Source organism: Algoriphagus resistens, from assembly GCF_001442615.1.
GTDB lineage: Bacteria > Bacteroidota > Bacteroidia > Cytophagales > Cyclobacteriaceae > Algoriphagus > Algoriphagus resistens.
In genome coordinates this window covers 180,552-199,221 of record NZ_LMXN01000002.1, presented here as the reverse complement: position 1 = coordinate 199,221, position 18,670 = coordinate 180,552, and the positions used below count along the sequence as shown (strand labels likewise).

General features: G+C 40.9%; 12 protein-coding genes. 9 read left to right on the top strand and 3 right to left on the bottom strand.

Annotation, left to right across the window (positions count from 1 at the left end; translation table 11 throughout):
• Positions 1-8: 8 nt before the first annotated feature.
• The gene (locus AS141_RS04160) at positions 9-1,529 is read left to right on the top strand and encodes a GH3 family domain-containing protein (RefSeq protein ID WP_057936378.1); all 1,521 of its coding nucleotides are present in this window, start codon (positions 9-11) and stop codon (positions 1,527-1,529) included.
• Here the strand turns inward: AS141_RS04160 and AS141_RS04155 are convergent.
• On the bottom strand, positions 1,513-2,178 hold the full coding sequence (locus AS141_RS04155) for a M48 family metalloprotease (protein WP_057936377.1): 666 nt from the start codon (positions 2,176-2,178) through the stop codon (positions 1,513-1,515). The genes AS141_RS04160 and AS141_RS04155 overlap by 17 nt on opposite strands.
• 182 nt (positions 2,179-2,360) lie before the next feature.
• Between AS141_RS04155 and AS141_RS04150 the strand changes: the two genes are divergently transcribed.
• Genes AS141_RS04150 through AS141_RS04140 form a run of 3 tightly spaced genes read left to right on the top strand, consistent with a single transcriptional unit; the run spans position 2,361 to position 6,743 of the window.
• On the top strand, positions 2,361-2,921 hold the full coding sequence (locus AS141_RS04150) for an RNA polymerase sigma factor (RefSeq protein ID WP_157243387.1): 561 nt from the start codon (positions 2,361-2,363) through the stop codon (positions 2,919-2,921).
• A gap of 34 nt (positions 2,922-2,955) precedes the next feature.
• On the top strand, positions 2,956-3,801 hold the full coding sequence (locus tag AS141_RS04145; RefSeq protein WP_157243386.1) for an energy transducer TonB: 846 nt from the start codon (positions 2,956-2,958) through the stop codon (positions 3,799-3,801).
• Positions 3,798-6,743, top strand: coding sequence for a M43 family zinc metalloprotease (locus AS141_RS04140; RefSeq protein ID WP_057936374.1), 2,946 nt, complete (start codon positions 3,798-3,800; stop codon positions 6,741-6,743). Before AS141_RS04145 ends, AS141_RS04140 begins: the two co-directional genes overlap by 4 nt.
• 74 nt (positions 6,744-6,817) lie before the next feature.
• On the opposite strand, the gene AS141_RS04135 is transcribed toward AS141_RS04140, so the two are convergent.
• On the bottom strand, positions 6,818-7,186 hold the full coding sequence (locus tag AS141_RS04135; protein ID WP_057936373.1) for a MoaF-related domain-containing protein: 369 nt from the start codon (positions 7,184-7,186) through the stop codon (positions 6,818-6,820).
• A 92-nt stretch (positions 7,187-7,278) separates the two neighbouring features.
• Positions 7,279-10,206 carry a PVC-type heme-binding CxxCH protein gene (locus AS141_RS04130; protein ID WP_057936372.1) on the bottom strand — a complete coding sequence of 976 codons (2,928 nt, stop codon included), beginning with the start codon at positions 10,204-10,206 and terminating at the stop codon, positions 7,279-7,281.
• A 559-nt stretch (positions 10,207-10,765) separates the two neighbouring features.
• On the opposite strand from AS141_RS04130, the gene AS141_RS04125 reads away from it, so the two are divergent.
• The 5 genes from AS141_RS04125 to AS141_RS04105 all read left to right on the top strand — a co-directional run bounded on the left by AS141_RS04125 (position 10,766) and on the right by AS141_RS04105 (position 18,443).
• The gene (locus tag AS141_RS04125; protein ID WP_057936371.1) at positions 10,766-11,203 is read left to right on the top strand and encodes an SRPBCC family protein; all 438 of its coding nucleotides are present in this window, start codon (positions 10,766-10,768) and stop codon (positions 11,201-11,203) included.
• A 478-nt stretch (positions 11,204-11,681) separates the two neighbouring features.
• Entirely contained in the window at positions 11,682-12,986 is a 1,305-nt protein-coding gene (locus AS141_RS04120; RefSeq protein ID WP_057936370.1) for a serine hydrolase domain-containing protein, read from the top strand.
• A 448-nt stretch (positions 12,987-13,434) separates the two neighbouring features.
• Entirely contained in the window at positions 13,435-14,901 is a 1,467-nt protein-coding gene (locus AS141_RS04115) for an SLC13 family permease (RefSeq protein WP_057936369.1), read from the top strand.
• Positions 14,902-15,336: 435 nt separating this feature from the next.
• Positions 15,337-16,734, top strand: a complete 1,398-nt coding sequence (locus AS141_RS04110) for a sensor histidine kinase (protein ID WP_057936368.1) — start codon at positions 15,337-15,339, stop codon at positions 16,732-16,734.
• Between the two features lie 203 nt (positions 16,735-16,937).
• The gene (locus tag AS141_RS04105; protein ID WP_157243385.1) at positions 16,938-18,443 is read left to right on the top strand and encodes a S41 family peptidase; all 1,506 of its coding nucleotides are present in this window, start codon (positions 16,938-16,940) and stop codon (positions 18,441-18,443) included.
• Positions 18,444-18,670 lie beyond the last annotated feature (227 nt).

The window sequence follows — 18,670 nt, the reverse complement described above, 5'->3', positions numbered from 1 at the left end:
GACCATTCATGCCCATCTTAGGTAAGCTCGTAAAAGCCGGAATAGACATCACCGCAAAACTCCAATCTGCAGAAGACAGCCCGGAGGTTTCGCAGGAAAACCAACTGCGTGAGCTGCTCACTCAAGCGAAAAATACGGCTTTTGGAAAATATTATGGTTTTGAAGAAATTCTGAAATCCGATCACCTCATCGCTACATACAGAAAAGAAGTCCCAATCTTCAATTATGAGCAGATGCATGCACAGTGGTGGTCAAGACAGGAACGCTTTTCGGATATTTCCTGGCCGGGCAAACCGCGTTTCTTTGCCAGAAGTAGCGGAACGACAGGAAATAGTAGCAAGCGTATTCCCATAACCGATGCGTTTTTGGCCACTATGAAATCGGTGGGGACATCCATGATCAATTCCCTTCATGACTTCGATTTCCCAGAAGTACTTTTTGAATCCGAAGTACTGATGCTGAGCAGTTCGGCCAGTCTGACCCGCAACGAACATGGGTTTGAAGAGGGAGAAATTTCAGGAATCAACGTGAGTAATTTCCCCGATTGGTATGACATTTTCTACAGACCGGGAAAGGAAATAGCATGCATCACCGATTGGGACGAGCGGGTAGATGTCATTACCAAACAGGCCCCCGAGTGGAATATCGGTGCCATCGCAGGAATCCCTTCCTGGGTTTTGCTTATGCTGAAGCGGATTATAGACCGGCATCAGCTCGAGACTATCCATGATATCTGGCCAAACTTCCAGGTATATGCCTCAGGCGGTATAGCCTTTGAAACATATCGGGAGGATTTTGAAGCGATCTGCAAAAGACCTATTTCTATATTGGATACTTATTTGGCTTCGGAGGGATTCATCGCTTATACCTGTCAGCCTGGTACCATGGCGATGAAATTGGCTTTACACCATGGATACTTTTTCGAATTTATTCCCTTCGATGAGCGTGGAATAGACGAATCTGGGGAATTGCTTAGCACTCCACTGGTACTGGGAATCGATGAGGTGGAAGTTGGGAAGGAGTATGTGCTGTTGCTCAGTTCCTGCGCAGGTGCTTGGCGTTATGCCATCGGGGATGTGATCCGCTTTGAATCTTTGACACCGCCACAGATCAAAATCACAGGACGGACCAAATTCTTCCTCAATGTAGTTGGTTCCCAGCTTTCCGAAGAGAAAATGGATAAAGCCATTCTGGAACTGGCAGAAATTAAGGGAAAAACCATCAATGAATACATGGTCGCTGCTCACAAAAATACAGATGGAGAATACATCCATCAGTGGGTTTTGGTTTCTGACCTGCAGTCAACCGATTTGGCAGAAAAGCTGGATGAATTGCTGAAGGCAGCAAATAAAAATTACGAAGTAGCAAGGTCTAGGGCATTAAAAGGAGTTGACGTGAAAGTTATCTCAAAAGACCAATACACGGGCTATTTGGCACTAGAAAACAAGAAAGGCGGGCAGACCAAAACGCCTAAAGTTATGAAGGCTGAGAAAATGGAATCCCTGCTGTCCTTTATAGCTCAACCTTAGGCAGAACCGGAATACGCTCGTCCGGACAAAGCTCAGCTCCACGGATGGACATGTAGTATTTCTTCAGCTGTGACTGATAAATGGGAGAGATAAAATCACTTTCCATCAGGTATTTTTTGGTGGCAATGATATCCTCACGAAAGCCGTGTCTAATAGCAATGCTGTCGGCCTCATGCTCCCGCCCGCGCTTGTATTTATCAGAGAGGGAATAACGGATTCCATAGAGTACCATTCCTGCATTGGAATGATTTTCATAATCTACTATATGACCCAATTCATGGGCAAACCATCCTCTAAGAACATCCTCAGGCAGATCCGATATATTCAGATCTCCTGAGTCTAAGACTTTCTTGGCTATATTTAATTTATACCGACGCTTGTTGCTGAAAATCTCACTGAGATCGATCACTGGCTGAGCCTGCATAGTAGACGTACTAATCTCCATTTGTATCACCTCAAACCCGTAGCGGTGCAAAGAGTCATATCTAGCCCAAACTCCCAAGAAAGCATTTCTCACGTTTGGGTGTATGCCTTCGGAAAAGTTAGGGGATTCTGCTGGTGGGTAAGGAGCGTTGCTGGTATGATAAGAAAACAGGCCTAAAACTATCAGGATCATTGCTCCCGCTAAAACTTTGTGTTTGAATTGCATTGTGGAAAAAAGTGCAAAGAGCGTTCCAGAGAGAGGCAACTTCCCAATACTTGGCTTTACTAAAATCCAAATGACCCAGAAAGGAAAGGATTGTAATTAAAACATTAAAAAATATCGGCTCAAGCTGTATCTTTTTGGAATAGTTGCATTATACAAATGTGGCAAACAAAGAGTTACTTTTTATGGACAGAGAAATTTCGGTGAATGAAGAATTTCTGATTAGGCAAGCTAAATCTGATCCGGCTCATTTCCGTGAACTTTATGATCTATACTTTGAAGAGATTTTTTGGTTTATCATTAGGCGTGTAAGGGAATTAGAAATTTCAAAAGATATCACCCAACAGGTATTCCTCAAGGCACTAGTAGGCTTGGAAAAATACGTGTATAGAGAGGTACCATTTTCCTCTTATTTGTATCGCATTGCCGCCAATGAGTGCAATCAGTTTTTCAGAGACAGCAGCAAAGTGAGGTATGTATCCGTGGATGAGGGCATTAAAGCCTTATTGATCACCGAGATAGAACCTGCAGAATCAAATACCGATACTGATCTCTCCAATCTAAGTAAGGCTCTTGGAAAGTTGTCCAATAAAGAACTATTGTTGATCGAGCTTCGCTTTTTCGAAAAAAAAGGATTCAGGGAAATAGGGTTTATTCTCAACATAACTGAGAATCTGGCCAAGGTGAAAACATATAGACTGCTGAATAAACTAAAAAAGGTACTTGAGAAAAGCCATGAGAAATAAGATTGAAATTATTGAAAATGTCTATCTCACACCGATGGATATTGAAAAGCAGAAGGACTTCGATTCAATCCTGCAGGATTATAAGACGAGGAAAACTGGTTCTTGGAATTGGCGCAATTCAGTCATGTGGGTTTCACTGGTTTTAGTTTCCTTCAGCATAACTGGACTGTTGGTTTTCAATAAAGTAAACCAACCTCTTAACAATGAAAACACAGTATCTGAAGTAATTGATGACCGTATTAAAGATGTTATCGATTCCCATTCTGTGGAAAACAGCATTACAGGTCATGAATTACCTTCTGACGCTGCTTTAGTTGATTCAAGCATATCGAACTCATCGCTGGCTGATTCAGTGCCACATGATCAGGAAGAAATTGCTGAAAATGGGCAATCGCAAAAAGATGAATTTGTTCAGTCAGAACCTCCATTGATTGTAATCCCTGACCTAATTGATGTCAACATTGAAGAAAAAGCTGAAGAAATTCCCCCTCCAAGTGAAAAGCCTAAGGAAGCACCTAAGGTAACTTTGAGTGCCTCAGAAGAAGCTAAAAATAGTTTAAAGGAACCAAAGACCACCTTTGAAGACGCCCATCCTATCGATGGGTTTGAGAATTTATACGCGTGGTTTGCCTCCAATATCACTTATCCAGAAGAACATAGAAAAGACAAAATAGAAGGTTATGTGAAAGTTTCCTTCCGAGTAAACAAAGACAGCTCTATAAGTGAAATTAAAGTAACTCAATCGCTGGGAGAAGCCTTTGACCAAGAAGCTGTAAGACTAATTGAGCAAATGCCCAAATGGGCACCTGCAACACGAAATGAGATTCCTATTTCGAGAACACTTGTTTTTCCTATTAGTTTCAAAGTAGAGAGTCGGTGAAGCAATTTATACTCACACTTGTCTTACTTTTCACAATAGCCCCTAATAGTTCTTCGCAGACTTATTTTGGGGGATTTTCTTGTGGTAACCACCAAGAGCTGAGCAAAAATGAAAGGCTGGCACACGCAAGGGAATATGAAGAATGGAACGTGCGACAAAATGATAGGATAAGCAGTGACGAAATAGAGGTATGGACCGTTCCTATCGTTTTTCATGTGGTTAGGTCGGATTTGCCTTCATTGGCAATTTTTGAGAATGCTGTAAATGAACTTAACGATGCATTTGCAAATAGGGGAAGTTTCAATACTCCACAGGGAGCTGATACCGAAATACAATTCTGTCTGGTAAATACAGCTCCTGATGGGGGAGCCACTACAGGGGTTAATCACATTCCAAGTGAATATCAGGATACGGATAAGGATTTAGACCATAGAGGTCTAATGAATCATTCCGTCAAGTGGGACGTATCCAGGTACTTAAATGTCTGGCTGGTAAGGCATGTGACTGGCGAGTCGGTAGCCTACTATGAAGGGAGAAATTGGTGGAGAAGACTAGGGGTCGGAGGGTATTCTTCTCCTGATGGTGTGGTGGTTACTTCTTTGGGAGCGGATATGTTAGCTCATGAAATCGGACATTACTTTGGGCTGCTACATACTTGGGAAGGTATGGATTGTAAAAACGACGACTGTCTTGTAGATGGAGATATGGTTTGCGATACTCCTCCGGATAAAAGTGTATCCGTTCCCTGTGGTGATAATTCCTGTGATACAGATGTTTCATCTAATTTCAGTAATGGAAATTTCTTTATTGATGTGCCTGACATGAGTACAAATTTCATGGATTATACTCCATGTCCGCAGGATTTTACAAAGGGACAGGCAGATCGAATGCGCTTCACTCTTGAAAATTATTATCCATCACTGTTTTCTAAAGGTTTATCGCACATCTTATGTGAAACACCTTGTGACGATGATGCAGTTGTACAATTTTACATGGATCGCCCATATGCCAAACCGGGAGAAAATGTGTTTTTTGACAGCCAACTTTCCGGAAATTTCCCCAACCCAATATACAGGTGGTTTGTAAGCGCCCAAAGCGGTGACTGGTCTAATTCAGATAACCCTGCAAATCAAGTTTCTGAATCTCCTGATTTGAATTATTCTTTTGCTAATGAAGGTTTGTATAGAGTTACACTACAGGTTTCCGCTGCGAGCGACCCAACTTGTTTTGTCTCTTTTTCAAGGAATGTACATGTTACTTGCGGGGTGGACTCCAGATTTTATCCTGACAAACGCATAATCGCTTCCAAACAGCCGCATGCGCTCTTCACTGACTCGGTCACGTTCACCAACCGTTCCTATAATGGAAGCTCTTTTGAGTGGACTATCACACATCAAAATTTCAACCCCAGCTATCCAAGTCTGCCGCCGTTTAGTTCTGAGGAAACTGATCTTACTTATTATTTTAAAGAACCGGGAGATTATCAGATTTCTCTACTGGCTAAGAATGGCAATTGTGAAGATGTGAGCAATACATTCCTTCTGAAAGTCGACGATCCTACCATGGATGGAAGTCCTGAAATCTCCCAAGTCACCTGCTTAAATGAAGATTCTTTTCAGGTAGCATTTACCCTCTACAACTATGGCTATGATACTGTCAATGTGAATACACCAGTGGCATTCTACGATGGCGATCCCAGCAAATCAGCAAACGCACAGTTACTGGGCGTATGGAAATTGCCTATGGTTGTATATGGATTTGACAAAGAGGATTTCTCTGCTCAAGTAGAAGGAGATATTCGATCCATCCATGAAGTATTTATGGTGTTTAATGATACAGGCACAGTTGCTTTACCGCTTATTTTCCCTCCCGGAGATAAGGACAGACTAAGTACGAACACCATTTTTCCTCCTTCAGGATATTCAGAGCTTACTTATGATAATAATTTTAATAGTTACTTGCTTAATTCTGGAACCGACAATCCTTTTACCTTGTCCTCTGAAGTGGATAATCCCACTTGCCCGGGAAATTCGGATGGAGCCATTCATATTCTTGCCGAAGGAGGTTCAGGCACCTACAACTATGTCTGGAGACATGACCCGAACTTGACAGAAAATATAGCCTCTGGACTTACAGCAGGAACTTACTCAGTGAAGGTAAGCGATGCCGCGAACTGCACTTTCGAGCTCATGGAATTTGGGCTAATCGATCCTGAACCAATAGAAATCAAAGAGGATCCTATACTAATATCTCCCACTTGTGCAGCGGCAAATGACGGGAAGGTTATACTGAAATTAAACGGAGGAGTAGGGGAGTTACAGGTTCTTGATTACCCTTCCGTTTGGGATGGGGGAACACTAACAGTAAGTGGGCTTTCCGAAGGTGAATTTTCCCTTTTGATCCGAGACGAAAAGGATTGTAATGTTTCTTTTGACGGAGTAATGACCGGACCAGAACCATTACAAGTCAGTTTTATCTCCAAAAGCCCGAGCTGTCCAGGTTATACGGATGGGGAAGTGACCGCAGAAGTTACTGGAGGAAGAGAACCGTATACCTATCTATGGGAAGACGGATCTACTAATCCTTTTCTGTCGGGCTTTGGAACCGGCACATATGAGGTGAGCATTACCGATGCCAATGGATGTATTTTAACTGCAACTAGCGAAATACAACAGGCTGTTCCCCAGATCAGAATGCCAACTGGGTTCAATCCACAGCATGGGCCTTATCTACCTATTTTCGTCTGCGAAGTAACTTATAAACTGATGATTTGGAATAGGTGGGGACAGCTGGTATATGCAGGATCAGATGGCTGGGATGGGAGAATATCAGGGGTAGAATCTTTGTTGGGAGGATATTCCTACCTGCTCCAATTTAGCTACCTCCAAAATGATCTTATTCAAACCGGCGAACTAAGAGGAAGTTTTGTTTTGATCCAATGATTGTGCTTAAAATGGCTATAGGAAGCTGTTCCGGATTGAAAATTCCAAACAGCTGGTTTCCCATTTATTCCATGTTATTTCACAAACTGGATTTCTCCCTGACCCGCACTAACTTTACGACCCTGAAGCAAGTGATTATAGACTTTACCTTTTTCAAAATCAAGAATTTGACTCACACCAATTCCATTTGCTTCCCCCCAGGTGATAAATAAAAGATGATCGCCAACCCATTCTGAAAAATAAATCTCATCTTCATGGGCTCCAATTTCATCTCCTGCCACCGCCATCCAGTTCAAGGTTGAATCAGAGTCAAATCTTACATGGTATTTACTCTCTCCATAGTGATATTCAATCGTTTTCCCCACCAAAGTTATTTTATCCGGTATTTGACAAGAAAAGGTGAATAAAACAATCATTATAACTAGTGTGCTTAGCTTTTTCATTTGTTTATTATTTCTTTTTAGGGGTTACATGGAATCTCCTCTAATGGATAATCATTCCTGCGTGCATCGCTTGCGTCATACCCAATTTCATATCAGAGATTACCCTTCTGTAAAAATTCTAACAGATCAGCCATTTTCTGAACGTCCATGCTATTTTCTAAGCCTTCCATCATAAGAGAAGTGCCAAGTGAACGAAAGGATTTAACCTCTGATTTTGGAATCTTCACATTTTCGCCCCCCATTTTTTTAATCGAAATTTCCTGATCCGTTTCCTGTGCTATGATTCCTATATGGATAATACCTTCTTTGGTTTCCAACCGATGATTGATGTATTGAGGGTCCGCAGCAGCATTGGGATCTAAGATATCATGCATCAGGGTTTCCTTGCTCTTCCGGCCAATTTCAGTTAAAGTTGGTCCCACCTCATTTCCCAGAGAACCATAGCGATGGCAGGAGGCGCAAACTTGTTCAAAAATCACCTTTCCGGAAGCCACAGAGCCTGATAATCCCAGGGCTGGCTTCATCTGCTCTATGACATTCTGGCGGTTGCTGACCCCTGAATCGCTAAAAAGGTTTTCCGCTCTTCTCTTCGTTTCTGAATTATCCGTCCACCAAAGTAGCTGCCGTCTACGCTCCAAATCAAAATTCATTTCGCCTATATTGATTCTTCCATCCTCTAAGCCAGTAAGCAATGCATCGTGATGGGTCTCATTAAACAATAACAGGTCACTGGCATAGCGGCGGGTCTGAGGACTCAATTCACTCCATATCCCAACTACCTGAACACCAATACTTGGGTCATTAATGGTAGCGAGTTGTTGCAATGCCTTTTCCTGGATTTTTAGAGGTTCTGATTGGCCAAGACAGAAAAACAGCGCATTCGATTTTTCGTGAAAGGGGAGCAGGACAAGCAAGTCCATTTGTTGAAGGCGGATGCTATCGGAAAGGCTATCATCCATGACCTTGTCGATAGCCTGACGGCTATATTGGAGAAACTGGGCAGAAGGAGGAAGTTTCAGTTTATATCTCAGAATAGCCAGCTCAGAAATTAATCCGGGATATCCAGTTTGCTCCAGCGTTTGGATTGAATTTATAAGGCCAGGGCTACTTTTTGTCAGTTGATTAGTCAATCCACGAATCAAGAGTTGTTTGTCTGATAATGGAATGATGGATTTTGCAATCGCCTCCATCAGCTGGTTTACGTCTGATTGTTTTCCGGCGATCTGTGACAGGGAAGCCAGAAATTGGGTGGGAAAATCTTTTACTTGTGTGCTGTTAAGAATTTCAGTCAATAAAATACCGGCAGCATCTTGGCTGGCCAAAACTATTGCGGTCAATGTCCATGAATCAACAGTGCCTTTCGCTGATTCTTTGAGCCTGTTGAGTATTTGTTGTTGATGTACCTTAAAAGACTCCTGTGGAAGGGTGGATAGTGATAAAGCAGCCTGCATGGTAACCCGCAGGTTGGGGTCCTGGAGCAGTGCAAGGCAGATTTCCAATAGCTTGTCATTGCTTTGAAGACGGCCTTCTGCAAGTTTTAAAGCAGTTTCCCGGATCGGAAAGGAGGGATCCCGTAGCGCCCGAATTACTTCAGTATCCATTAATTCGCCCTTGTTATCCAATAACCAAAGGGCGTGAAGCTTCCCCATTCCGCTGGCAGTAGAAAGTAAACCTTTTAAACTTTTTAAAGTATTGGCATCAAGTTGTTGGTCCATCAACAACCGGTGGGCTGTCATGCGTACCCATTGGTTGGTATGTGAAAGGTTTTCAATCAATCGGGCCTGCCCCTGAAAATGGGAGAGCTGGAAATTCCCTGTAGTCCCCGTTTTCTTAATCCTATAAATCCTTCCCTGATCTTTTCCTGCTTCCAGGTCCAAGGTCTTTTCTATAGCATCAGGAATCCATTCAGGATGTTCTATTACCTTTCTATACATATCTACCACAAACATGTCTCCATTTGGTCCTACAGACATATTAACAGGTCGAAAAGAACGGTCATTACTTGCTAAAAATTCGCTTTTCTCTTCATCTCTGGAGGCTTTGAATGAGGCCCCATTACCTGTGATATGATCTACATGGATTAAATTTAAGACGACATCAGCTACCCAAATAGTATGGTCATATTCTTTACCAAAAGCACCTCCGCCGTAATGGGTGATTCCACAGGAACCAGAAAAGTAGCCAGATTGCTCAGGATGATTTACGCGTGACTCCTGTTCTCCAATAGGGTAAATCCTTGCCAAACCATTGTCATCATGATCTGAAATGTTTTCCAAAAGGTGTTCCTGATACAGTTGATTTCCATTGACATAACGATCCGGAATGACCAAATGGGAAATGTGAGTCAAATTATGGGTCTCAAAAATGTGCCCCCATTCGTCGACCCCCAGACCATAGCCACCAGATGATTCTCCTAAGCGTTCCAATGCTTTGGTTTCCAGATTAAACCGGAAATCCTGTCCTCGAAGATCCATTTGACCCGTAGTATCCCCCCACCAATATGGAGCTCCGTCATTTCCTCCGTTGGCAGCATAAATCCACCCATCCAGACCATAAGTCAGGCCATTGTAATTGTGTTGGAGATTTCCTGTAGAGAATCCTCCCATCAGAGTATCTATCTGATTAGGGAAATAGTTCTGGTCCTCATCCCTGACAAATAAAAGGTAGGGGGGAGCAGCGACCAGTACCCCTTTTTTATAGGGTAAAAATGAGCTTGCCAATTTCAGATTTTCGACAAACACTTGTGAATAATCATATATCCCATCCTGATCAGTGTCCTTTAGCAGTATGATTCTACTTTCCTGATCTTCAAAGGGATATCCAGGCATCTCTAGAACTAGGGCATTACCTAGTTCATCAAATTCAAGATCAACCGGATCTTTGATCAATGGCTCCATCGCAACCCTGGATAATTCAAAACCTGGGGCAATTTCAAAGCCGTCAAGAGTCTCGATATCTTTCTTGCAAGAAAATAAAACACTGCTGAGCAGGAAAATTAAAACGAGGTAGTAGAAACGCATAGAAGTAAACACACAATAAAATAGTTTAACTGAAGCAGGAATCAATACTTCATCCTCCTAAGTCTCACGAAGAACTTGACTACTTAAAGTACTGGAAATTAAGGAAATCAGACTACTAATACTTTCTATTATTTGGTCGGGGCACTGCGTGACCGATGTTTGTGGCTGTGTGGCAGATGTCGAGTATTTTATTTCGAGCGCTTAAGTAGCTAGACAAGCTACACTTGCATTTTTTTAATCATCTTAAATACCTAATATGTAATCTGTGCTTATTCCAGTTAATCGATAAAAGCATTTCAGGATTCGGGAAACACTAGCGCCAAGGCCACTTCGGTCATCGGTCTTCCGTCTTCCAGCCAGTAAAACAAAGGAAATAGAGCTACTGGCACCGTTGCGGGTAATCATCTAAATGTCTAAAATAGCCCTTCATATTGTCTGGTTTATGGCCCTTCAACGTCCTGAACAGCAACTACCTTTATCACGTGATTTTAGCGGTTGTTCCAAAGAATAGGATTTCGTTTAAGGCTACTTATACTTTCAAAAAAAAACAAATAATAGTATGGAAAATCAGAGTTTTACTACCGCGATTGTGGTGAAGCAATCTGCGGCAGATGTCTTTAAGACTCTTTTAAATGTTCGGGCATGGTGGTCGGGTTTATATGATGAATCATTTGAAGGAAATTCAGAAAAAGTGGGCGACGAATTTAGCTTTCTAGCTGGTGGGGGAGCACATTATACTAAACAAAAAATGGTGGAACTGGTGCAGAATAGAAAGGTGGTCTGGCTGGTGACAGAAGCCAATCTTAGTTTTGTAAATAAGACAGAGGAATGGAACGGAACAAAGATCGCTTTTGAGATTTCTCAGGAGCTGGATAAAACCAAAATCGTGTTCACGCACCTAGGGCTAGTTCCAGAATTTGAATGTTATGATTCTTGCGCGCAGGCCTGGACACAGTATGTTCAGGAAAGATTAGGAGATGCTTTAGCCCAAACATGACGAAGGAAAACCTCGAATGTTTTCTGGTTACAAACTATAGAGCAGACGGGACTTAGATTGTTGTAAGTTTCCAGACTGTCAATAAAAGCTTATTAAAGATTTATCAATCGAATACCAACTTATCAGCTCCAGAGGAGCGACAGATTTGTAGCCATGTTATATAATCACCACACAATTCCCCTGCCGCCCGAAGCCATCTTCTGGAAACGAGATATCCTGCAGAAGGAGGGGAACAGACAAATTATATTTTAAATAGCCACATGGAATAGGGGCGGGGCTTACGAGTTAATTGCCATTCGTGCTGACACGAACGGCGGCTACAAAAATGGATGCTATTTTGTTTGCATAATCAGATCCCAATTCAAAATTACCGCTTTCTTGACGCAATAGGTAACATATCAAGCAAGGAAACCGCTAATACTATAGCTAATTATTTTGCGAAAGATTTTTGCATATTTAGGAATAAAGTTTTTCCATCATGAAAAAATTAGCGTTTTCGTTTTTCTTACTTACTTCAGTGATGCAACTTGGATTTGCCCAACGGGAACTGATCCATGCCAAGCCCTCTACATTAGGATTTGATGAAGATTTCATCAACCAAAAAGTGGATTCTCTTATGGAAATGGGCATCGACAGTTTGGCTTTTCCAGGAGCACAGCTTTTGGTAGCAAAGAACGATACGGTTATTTTTCACAAAGCCTACGGTTACCATACCTACGACAAAATTCAACCCGTCGCATTGAACGACTTATACGATTTGGCTTCCGTGACCAAAATTGCTGGGCCTTTACCTGCCTTAATGAAATTGGTGGACCAGGGAAAGCTTGATCTGGACAAACCTTTCAGCACCTATTGGAAACCTTGGAGAAACCGAAAAGACAAAAAGGATCTAACGCTCCGGGAGATTTTGGCACATCAAGCTGGGTTGGTTCCATACATTGTATTTTTGGAAAAGGTGGTTCGGAAAAATGGCAAGATCAAAAGAAGATTTGTGCATCATTCATCCGATAAACGATTTCAAGGGCAAGTATACGATGGGCTTTATATCAATAATCGTTTTGAACGGAAAATGAATCGGATCATTAACCGGTCCGAAGTCTCGGATGAAAAGAAGTACCTATATTCGGGACTCACTTTTTTGATTTTTCCTAGTTTGATCGAGCAACTCACCCAAACCGACTATCAAACCTATTTGGCCGAGAATTTCTACCAGCCAATTGGGGCTAATACCTTGGGATATTTACCTAAGGGGAAAAATTATGTCAACAACATTGTTCCATCCGAAGTGGATTCGCTATTTAGAAAATCCTTGGTAAAAGGATGGGTACACGACGAAAACGCAGCGCTTAAAGGAGGTGTTTCGGGTAATGCAGGTTTGTTCGGTACGGCCGATGACATGGCCAAATTGATGTTCTTTTATCAAAATTATGGCAAGGTGGATGGCCAACAGCTCATTTCAGCCGAAACCGTGAAAGAGTTTACTGCCGTGCAATTTCGCGAAAACGATAACCGCCGCGGGCTGGGTTTTGACAAACCTTACTTCAACAATGCCGAGCTGCCCTTGACGGAAGCTTATCCTTCTCCTTTGGCAAGTCCCACAAGTTTTGGTCACTCTGGTTTTACGGGAACTTTTGTGTGGGCCGATCCCGAAAAAAAGCTCACTTTTATATTTCTATCCAACCGGGTTTATCCATCTAGAGACCACCAAAAATTGTATAGTTTGGATATCCGAAAAGCTTTGCAGGATGTTTTTTACAGGGCAGAACAGAGAACTAGGTTCTAAATTGGAAAAACCGGAAGTACCATCTTTCACCTGTGTTGATATGAACTTAGATCGTAAGATTTTCAATATGAATGAGTTACCTTTGTAAATAAAAGAGCTCAGTTTTTCCAAATTGCTTGAGCTCTGAGAATTGCATATTTTGAAGTGATCCACACATTTTCCAGTACAATCAAAAATAGAGCGATAGAAAATCATTGGTTAAGAAGACTCATAATTGAACCCTCGGCTGAATGGTAGAATTATTCCGTGATTTACTTTACCGTAAAATCTCACCATATCATACAGTCTTAAAGAACTGATTTTGTATTACAAAGCATTACTGAAGGCTAAAAAGCAGAATTTGTTACATAATTTACATTATGTTAAATAAAGAAATCAATACCTCTCTATTTCCCATTTATTTTTAACTTAAGGCTCTGAACTCACTATACCCCGACCTGCGAGCTTTATGACTATTCAACTTCCCCGACTGGGGCTTTTTCTTGGGCCTATTGCTTTTTTGCTTATAATTTTTCTTGTGGAATCTCCAGGTTTAACTCCCGAGTCTCGGGCTATGCTGGCGCTAGCCGTTTGGATGGCAATCTGGTGGATCTCTGAAGCCATTCCTATTGCCGCCACAGCTTTTCTTCCGCTGATATTTATGCCTATGCTCGGGATTTTGCCTATAGTCGATGTATCAAGCAATTACATGCATCCCACAGTCATGCTCTATATGGGTGGCTTCCTACTGGCCACGGGAATTGAGAAATGGAATCTACACCGTAGAATTGCACTTAACATAATAAATTTATTGGGGACTGACCTTCGCCGTATCGTTTTGGGTTTTATTCTCGCTACAGGAATTCTCTCCATGTGGATTTCCAATTCTGCTACTTCACTCATGATGTTGCCAATCGGTTTGGCCGTAGTCAATCAGTTCAAAGATCAACTAGATTCTTCTAATTCAATTATTGCGCAAAGTCTGGGTAAAAATATTATGCTGGGAATTGCTTACGGGGCTTCCATCGGCGGTGTTGCCACGCTGATCGGTACACCTACCAATACCATTCTTGCCGCAGTTGTCTCTGATCTGTATGGCTATACTATAGGCTTCAATGAATGGATGCTCTTTGGATTTCCTTTAGCCTCTGTTTTGTTGTTTGTCTGCTGGTTTTACTTGGTGAATTCAGCTAATCCACTTCCAAAGAATTTTAGCCTAAAGGATGGCAAAAATATTATTTCCAAGCAATTGGGAGCACTTGGGAAGATTAATTTTGAAGAGAAAACCGTGATGATCGTGTTCGGACTAGTCTGCCTGGCATGGATTACACGGGGTTTCTTACTGGAACAATTTTTCCCGGAAATCAATGACACGATCATTGTTTTAATAGGGGTAGTTTTACTCTTTGTCCTCCCCTCTTCTACCAAAAATGAACGGATTTTGGATTGGAAGACAGCTGAGCGAATTCCTTGGGGCGTATTAATTCTTTTTGGAGGAGGATTGGCTTTAGCTGCTGGTTTTCAGAGTACTGGACTCGCAGAATGGATCGGGCAAAAATTTACTTTACTTGAAGGAATCAGCTTCTTCCTGCTTTTACTTGTAATTATAGCGTCGGTGAATTTTCTGACCGAAGTCACCTCCAATGTAGCGACAGCTTCCATGCTGCTTCCTATCCTGGCTTCTGTATCATTAAAACTTGATCTACATCCTTTTGGACTGATGGTTGGTGCTACTTTGGCGGCCAGCTGTGCTTTTATGCTTCCCGTTGCCACACCTCCCAATGCGGTGGTTTTTGGCTCGGGTTTTCTGAAAATGAAGGATATGGTAAGTGCCGGTTTTTGGCTGAATATCATTTCGATTATTCTGGTGACTTTGATGGTGTATTTTGTGCTTCCCTTGATGTGGGGAATTGATTTGCTACAGAATCCATTTTAGCATAGACCTACTTCGACATTCACCATTCGGAATTCTACATTTATTTGCTCATTTACGATTTACGATATGACATTTCCGCCATTCTTCGGTAATCTCGTAAATCGTCATTTGTATTTCGTAAATACACGGGGATTGCTTCAGCTTCGCACTTCAGCTTACCGATAATGGACATTTCACCCCTCAATTCTCTGATTTCGTCACATACTTTTGTAAAGACTTTCCGGTACAGCTAATCTTGGTCCATCAATTAGGAAGAGAATAAATGAACACTAAGAAAGTCTATTATTTACTTATTCTTGTAGCACTTATCTATAATATCATTTTGATATTCTTTGACTGTAGTGTGGAGAAGGAGAATTCTGAAAGAATCACCTTGAACATTAAAGCAGATCTAATTGAATCAAAGTAAGCTAACTAATTAACTAACAGTATAATATGAAGTCAAGAAGATTTGTATTTAGGGATATAGAGTGGTGGCTAGTCACTTTTATTTTTTTGGTTATAGTTCTCACCAACATCATGGGCGGTGTCCATTATAGTCAGATAGAGAGGTTTTTAGGTAAAGTATTTATGCCTATCACGGTGTATATAGGCTTTTATGTGATGCACCTAGTGGTGATCCCAAAATTCCTTAAAGACAAAAAAGTCGGCCACCTGATCATCTTAAGTATCCTGACAGCGGCAGTCACAGCCGGGCTTTCCGGAGTTTGTGCTGCGGGGATGGATGTTGATGCCGAGCGATTTTTCCGCTTTTACTTCAGCGTACTTGCGCTTTATCCAGGTTACCTGCTTACCGCGATTCTATTGCAGAAAATGCTTTTGCCACCTGCTTTCAGAGATTTTCACCTCTATAATGGTGTGAGGCTTTTTATGATCCTGGTCTTTGTGGTCATCTTCCTAATAGCTTCCCAGTTGTTTGTAAATGAAGGGGCTTTGATCATACTATTTGCCATTATCCCGGGAGTTATCTTCTTTGTACTTTACAATTATTACCTGCTTTACAGAAATAAACTGGCTGGTAACACCAGAGCTTATCGTCTGTTTCTCTGGGGATTGATGTCCGTCATTGCTATGATCTTTTTGATCATAGCAGTAGATGAAAATATACCAGAGATCATGATGTTGGGACTTGGCATGATTCTCTTGCTGATATTTGTAATATTTCCCCTTTCCAATCTGGTTTTCAAAAAGTACGAGGATTACATCGGAAAAATTGATGATTTGTCTGTTCAGGTAAACCAGAGTTCTGCCAACCTGAGTTTTCTCCGTTCCCAAATTAATCCGCACTTCCTTTTTAATGCACTCAATACCCTCTATGGTGCTGCTCTGATGGAAAATGCCGAAAAAACCTCCGATGGCATTCAGAAGCTGGGAGATATGATGCGCTTTATGCTCCATGAGAACCAGATGGATAAAATCCCGCTTACCCGGGAAGTGGATTACCTCAGAAACTACCTGGATTTGCAAATGCTCCGCTTCAAAAACGAATCAAACCTGGATGTAGAAATCAAACTATCCGATGAGATATGCGAGGGTAGTATTGCTCCGATGCTCTTGATTCCTTATGTGGAAAATGCCTTCAAACATGGTATCAGCACAAAGAGCAAATCGTGGATCAAGATCAACCTGCGCTGTCTGCAGGGCTCGGTGCATCTGGATGTGGTAAATAGCATCCATCCCAAAAAAATCACACAAGATCCCAAAGATGAATCAGGCATAGGGCTGGTAAATGTGAAAAGCAGGTTGGCGCACTTTTACCCGCAAAGACATAACCTGACCATCGTAGCCAACGACAATGAACATTTCGTTCATCTTTCCCTACAGCTAGACTAAATGGCTCCTGATTTACCTGATCAAGGAGATGTCACTTAACTAATGTGAATTGAAAAAACAGGAAGCAAGCTAATGAGACTTATAAACCTATATGGAACAATATGGTAAGTCGGATCCGCAGTTCTGATCGTATTGATGGCTAGAGCATCTACAGCAAACCGATGGACAGATTCTTTTTTGTGTACAATTTAATAAAACCGCAAATGAAATTAAAAACCCTGATTACGATTATATTCAGTCTTACTATTTTCATTTCGCAAGCGCAGAATTGGCTGACTGAAAAACAGATAACCGAAGATATTGAATTCCTGGCAAAAACCTTAAACGAAAAATCTTCCTATGCATATCTAAATGGTTATGACTTCAATAGCGATTTTAAAAACTATCTAAACACTTTAGACGATTCCACCAGACTTGAGAATTTTGGTATGTTCATTACCAACACCTTAGCTAAAATTGGAGACAGACATTCCTCCCTAAATAAAATTAGAGGTTACGATTTAAACGAGTCGCTATTTTTACCGTTCATTTATGCCCCTTTTAATGATAAAGTTGTTGTCTTGAATGTTAACCAAAACAAAGAGTTAAAAATACTCAACCCTAAATTTCCTTATCTGAAAAAAATTGACGGAATAGATATTATAGACTTTCTACAAAAAACACGTCCAGAAGATATAAAAGCACCTAAAGAAAGCTATTTTACATTGGCAGTCAGAGATATTCGGGACATTCAAAAAAATTACATACTTATCGACAGACCATTACCAAAAGAAATCGAATTGACACTTTCGGATTCCATTTTCAAAAATGACACTATTTTAACAATTCCCGTAGTTGGCAAATCAGAAAGATTACGCCCTTGGGATGAAAAATTTGAAAGAGATTATCTTAACATAAAAGATGAAGACTTTAATAAACCTGAAATCTTTGAAAAACTATTTAGCTTAAAAGATAACATTGCATATATCAAAATTCCTGATATGGTCAACATAGAAGAAACCCCACTCCTTTTTGACAAAGTCAATTCATTTATGAAATCTATCCAAAATGAAAGCAAAGCCTTGATCATTGATGTAAGAGCGAACAGTGGCGGAACCCGTGATTTGCTGTATGAATTTGGAAAATATTTGGTGCATCCCGATTCTATCTATATTATTAACGTAACAAAACAGAGAGGTCCACTCCCATTACCAAAAATTTATCGAAAAAGTTTACATAACCGTTTTTTATTTTCCTTTTCAGAATTAGGTAACAGAGAACAAAAAAGGGCAACTGAATTTTTGAAAACCTTTAAACCAATTTATGAATTAGATCAGAAGAAATATAGCGAATATTATTTTGGATTGCTGAATGGTAAGAAGTTAGCTAAGCAATCATTTTACTACAACAAACCTGTTTACATTTTAGCGAACGAAAAGACTTTTAGTGCAGCATCAGTTTTTGTTTCTGCTTATAAGGGATTACCAAACATCAAAATTGTAGGTGTAACTACTGACGGCTCAAGTGGTAATAGCGATTGGGTTGACTTGCCAAATTCAAAATTATTCGGAAAAATAAGCACAATGGTTTCCTTTCAGAAAAACGGAAAAACTTTGGACGGTTTTGGAACAGAACCAGACATAAAAATTGAGCGAGATATTGATCAAATTTTACATAAATCTGACACACAACTTGAAAAGTTGCGAAACATAATACTGACTGAAAATTAAAAACTACGCAAAAGCGACTATAAAAAACAGCTACAAGACGAAATAGTGTATCCCCCGGATAATATAGCCTAACTAATGCGGATTGGAAAAAAAAAGATGAGCTAATGAAATCGAGCATGACTCAAAAACCACACTGGGATTATTATCTCCCATGCGAGATTCCATCTGACCTTTAGAAGACAAATTATAATCATATGAAATCGAGCATGACGAAAACGTCACACACT

Bases quoted from the DNA above. Each gene is read 5' to 3' on its own strand.
- AS141_RS04110 (WP_057936368.1), top strand. From the start codon at position 15,337: ATGAAGTCAAGAAGATTTGTATTTAGGGATATAGAGTGGTGGCTAGTC.
- AS141_RS04145 (WP_157243386.1), top strand. From the start codon at position 2,956: ATGGATATTGAAAAGCAGAAGGACTTCGATTCAATCCTGCAGGATTAT.
- AS141_RS04130 (WP_057936372.1), bottom strand. From the start codon at position 10,206: ATGCGTTTCTACTACCTCGTTTTAATTTTCCTGCTCAGCAGTGTTTTA.
- AS141_RS04120 (WP_057936370.1), top strand. From the start codon at position 11,682: ATGAAAAAATTAGCGTTTTCGTTTTTCTTACTTACTTCAGTGATGCAA.
- AS141_RS04105 (WP_157243385.1), top strand. From the start codon at position 16,938: ATGAAATTAAAAACCCTGATTACGATTATATTCAGTCTTACTATTTTC.
- AS141_RS04150 (WP_157243387.1), top strand. From the start codon at position 2,361: ATGGACAGAGAAATTTCGGTGAATGAAGAATTTCTGATTAGGCAAGCT.
- AS141_RS04125 (WP_057936371.1), top strand. From the start codon at position 10,766: ATGGAAAATCAGAGTTTTACTACCGCGATTGTGGTGAAGCAATCTGCG.
- AS141_RS04155 (WP_057936377.1), bottom strand. From the start codon at position 2,178: ATGCAATTCAAACACAAAGTTTTAGCGGGAGCAATGATCCTGATAGTT.
- AS141_RS04115 (WP_057936369.1), top strand. From the start codon at position 13,435: ATGACTATTCAACTTCCCCGACTGGGGCTTTTTCTTGGGCCTATTGCT.
- AS141_RS04160 (WP_057936378.1), top strand. From the start codon at position 9: ATGCCCATCTTAGGTAAGCTCGTAAAAGCCGGAATAGACATCACCGCA.
- AS141_RS04135 (WP_057936373.1), bottom strand. From the start codon at position 7,186: ATGAAAAAGCTAAGCACACTAGTTATAATGATTGTTTTATTCACCTTT.